Source organism: Myroides injenensis M09-0166 (assembly GCF_000246945.1).
GTDB classification, from domain to species: domain Bacteria; phylum Bacteroidota; class Bacteroidia; order Flavobacteriales; family Flavobacteriaceae; genus Flavobacterium; species Flavobacterium injenense.
Genome location: NZ_BAEX01000144.1, coordinates 1 through 3,725 on the forward strand (window position 1 = coordinate 1; position 3,725 = coordinate 3,725).

Here is a 3,725-nt window from a genome sequence, read left to right on the forward strand (position 1 = left end):
GTACGAACAAAAGTTTGATGTAATGCTCTTTCTACTTGCATTGTATTGGCTGCAAAACTTATGAATGCTGCAGCGTGCTCTGGTTTGTCTAATTTTGTAGCGATTGCAGTCAAGATGCGACCATACTCTGCTAAGTATAAAGCATCTTGCTTGATATAAAATTCGAATTGTTCTTGTGATAATGTTCCTTGGATTAATTCCTTTATAAAAGGAAGGTTTAAAATCTCATTGTAAACTGGTTCAGCAGCTTTCCAAGCTTGATTACTCCATTTCATAATTAAAGTGTTTTTCTATTTGTTTTTATAATGTTTGAAAGTTCTTTTGCAGCAAGTTGAGGCTCTTCACTAGAAATAATGGCAGAAACAACCGCAATACCATTAACACCTGTTTGTATTACCTCTTTAGCATTTTGATTTTGTATACCGCCAATTGTTATTGCTGGATGATTTGTGAGTTTCATTGCTTGTTTCACTCCTTCAATACCAAATGGTGAAGCAGTATTGGATTTTGTAGGTGTATTAAAGATAGGGGAGATACCTATATAATCTATATCCATTGCGTTGGCAGCTTTTACATCTTCTATGCAGTCGACTGAAAGACCAATGATTTTATATGGTCCAAGTAGTTTTCTCGCTATATCACACGGCATATCGTTTTGTCCAATGTGTACGCCTGCAGCATCGCAGGCTAAGGCGATATCAATGCGATCGTTTATAATAAGAGGTATGTTATAATAGCTAAGGCATTTTTTTAACCTTATTGCCGTATTATAAAAATCTTTTGTATTCGCCTCTTTTTCTCTTAATTGTACCATAGTGACTCCTCCCAAGACTGCTTGTTCGACAATATATTCAAGTGACTTTCCTTTGGTTAAAATGCTGTCAGTAACTAGATAAAGACTTAAATCAAATTGTTTCATGGTAGTATGTTATCTTGTATTGTTTTTTTATTGATATTGAATAACTCGTCTAAAAAATACATTTGCATACTGCCATTTCCTCTTGCTAGTTTAGCTGCTAATTCACCTGCGATTCCCATTATTATCATAGCATGGCTAGCTGCAAGAAGAGCATTTGAATTTATAGCTGAAAAAGCTGCTATTATAGCAGTAGCTGTGCATCCCATACCTGTTACTTTTTCCATTAAAGGGTGACCATTTTTAACTGTGATAACAGCTTGTCCATCTGTTATATAATCAATTTGTCCACTAACAACTACAATTGCTTGTGATTGTAAAGCAAGTTGTTTAGCAGCTTGCAAGGCCTTATCAGATGCCACAGAACTATCTACTCCTTTTGATGTGGTAGTGATGTTTTGAAGGGATAATATTTCGGAAGCATTTCCTCGGATAATGGTAGGTTTACATTGGTTAAGAATATTATTAGCTACCTCTGTGCGATAAGCTGTTGCGCCAACACCTACAGGATCAAAGACAATTGGAATACCTTTTTCTTTGGCAATCTTACCTGCTAAAAGCATAGCATCAACATTTTTTTTATCTAAGGTGCCAATATTAAGTACTAGTGAAGAGGCTATAGCAATCATATCTTTGACTTCTTGTAGTTCATGCGCCATAATTGGTGAGGCTCCAATTGCAAGTAAGGCATTAGCTGTAGTATTCATCACAACGTAATTAGTGATATTGTGCACGACAGGAGTTAATTCTCGAATATTATTTATATCCTTTGAAATAAGATTTATATTAATCATAATGTGTTGGTTTAATTTTATGTAATTATTTGCCAACTACATTTAAGTGTGCATACTTAGATAATCCCTTGAAGAGAAATATTACTTATTTTTTACTCAAATAAATAATATCGTATAAATAAAAAAACCGTTTCGCATGACACGAAACGGTTTTCTAATACAAATAATAAAACAGGTATATTATGAGCACACTCTTAATATACCTGCCTACTATCTTCCGTTTCCCTACGATGTCAGTTACAACATATCAGGTTCAAGGGTATAATCTCAGCTCTTGTTGCGTACAAGGGCACCCCTAACAGTAGTTCTTTAGCGAAGATAGTGAATTTTTATAGAATCTGTGATTGAATATAAAATAAGATTTAAACAAAATAGATCTACTAGTTATAATATAATTTCTAGTTCTATTTTCAATAGCGTCCTAAATAAATTTATGGCATAAAATATCCTCCCACTTTAGTAGGATTAAGGCTATATTTCGCTAAAATTTAAAACAGAACCCCTTGTTGTAATTTTGGAGGAGGTTTTTCTATTTCATTTAGGGGATTATCTAACCATTTTTGTAGTTCTATTTTGACAAATAGGTTTAAACCTATAAAAGCGACTAAATTAGATAAGTGCCATCCAAATTGAGACTGAGCACGCAGAGCTTTCAGTTTTAAAATAGTGATAAGTGCAGTCCAAATTTGTATCATTACAGCATTTTCAGAAGTTCCTATAAACGACTTAATGTGTAGAAGTTGTTTAAGGTCTTTAAAGAATATTTCCACCATCCATCTACTTTTATAAAGCTCACTAATTGTATTTGTAGTCCAGGTAAATTGATTTGTGATAAGCTCTATAACTTGTTCATTTTCTTGATCCCATACAGCTACTCGTCTTAGTTTATTAGGATATAGTTGTTTTGAGTTACCATTAGTTAAAGTAATTATCTCATCTTTTAAAATATTTTGATGTCTATTCTCAGGTAGTTCCAGCTCTTTAATTGTTTCAAATTTTAAGTTGTCTTTATGCCTAATGACAAAGAATACTTGTTTGCTGTCCCAAAGGTTTAAAAGGCTAAAGTCATTATAAAAACGATCAGCAACTATAACACTACCTTTAAGTAAAGGAATGTCATAAGCCCCTTTATTATCAGCTGTTTTACCATTAGTAATATTGATATAAGCTGGAAGATTTCCATCAAAATCAAGTAGTGTATGCATTTTTGCGGCTCCTTTATTGGTTTTGTATTTAGCTCAATCAAAGATGCTCAATCAAAGTGATATTGTGGTGGAGTCCAATAGTAAGATTTTTGACTTGATACGGAACTTTACCTGCTTAAACTTAGGATGCTGTCCTGAACTTTGTAGTAACGTAAAATAATACTCTTTAAACAGCTTTTGAGTTCTGTTTTATTCTAATAGCTTACTAAGGATTTAAATTTCCAGTACCTTAGTAAAGTCCATTGCTAATATCACGAACAGATTTGCTACGGGCAAAATGGCAAAATAACATAGAGACAAGGTGACTCCAACTATTAAATCCTTTGTTGTGTTTGTCTGTCTGTTTTTCTTTTACGATTTTTTTGAATTTTAAGCGATCAAGTTTTGCTACTATTTGAGAGAACAGTATTATATTTACCATCGAGAGAGTGTTTTTTTGGTGTCCAACTCAAAGATAATTTGAGATCCGAAATTTACTCTCTTTTTTTGTACTTTTTTTAAACGTTTAGGACGCTATTGATATTGTATTAAATGAATTAGTTGGTGATAGTGAAACAATTACTACTCTTGCTTTAGTTCCAGACTACACTGGTATAGATGAAGAAGAAGAACCCCGTCCTGTATTAGTATTTACAAGAGAAGATGGTAAAAAAGATAGGCTGTAGTTTATTATTGTGTTGAAATTAGCTCTTGATACCTGTCAGGTATGCGTTTAAAGTTTAAATAGTCGCCCCTTAAAAAAAAAACAACAACTTAATTAAGTGTAAATCAATATATTACACTTATTTTTATGTATTTTTTGTTTAAAAG

General features: G+C 32.8%; 5 protein-coding genes. All 5 read right to left on the minus strand.

Features of this window, described 5'->3' with window-relative positions; translation table 11 throughout:
* Positions 1-275: thiaminase II/PqqC family protein (locus RH98_RS14785; protein WP_010257252.1), on the minus strand; the 275-nt coding region annotated here is incomplete at its 3' end.
* 2 nt (positions 276-277) lie between these two features.
* Positions 278-919 carry a thiamine phosphate synthase gene (gene thiE, locus RH98_RS14790; RefSeq protein WP_010257256.1) on the minus strand — a complete coding sequence of 214 codons (642 nt, stop codon included), beginning with the start codon at positions 917-919 and terminating at the stop codon, positions 278-280.
* Entirely contained in the window at positions 916-1,710 is a 795-nt protein-coding gene (gene thiM, locus RH98_RS14795) for a hydroxyethylthiazole kinase (RefSeq protein WP_010257258.1), read from the minus strand. The genes thiE and thiM overlap by 4 nt, the downstream gene beginning before the upstream one ends.
* Positions 1,711-2,198: 488 nt before the next feature.
* Positions 2,199-2,915: an IS4 family transposase gene (locus tag RH98_RS16145; RefSeq protein WP_237717551.1), complete on the minus strand. Its 717-nt coding sequence runs from the start codon at positions 2,913-2,915 to the stop codon at positions 2,199-2,201.
* A 229-nt stretch (positions 2,916-3,144) separates the two neighbouring features.
* Positions 3,145-3,336: a DUF4372 domain-containing protein gene (locus RH98_RS16150; RefSeq protein WP_237717552.1), complete on the minus strand. Its 192-nt coding sequence runs from the start codon at positions 3,334-3,336 to the stop codon at positions 3,145-3,147.
* Between the last annotated feature and the right edge of the window lie 389 nt (positions 3,337-3,725).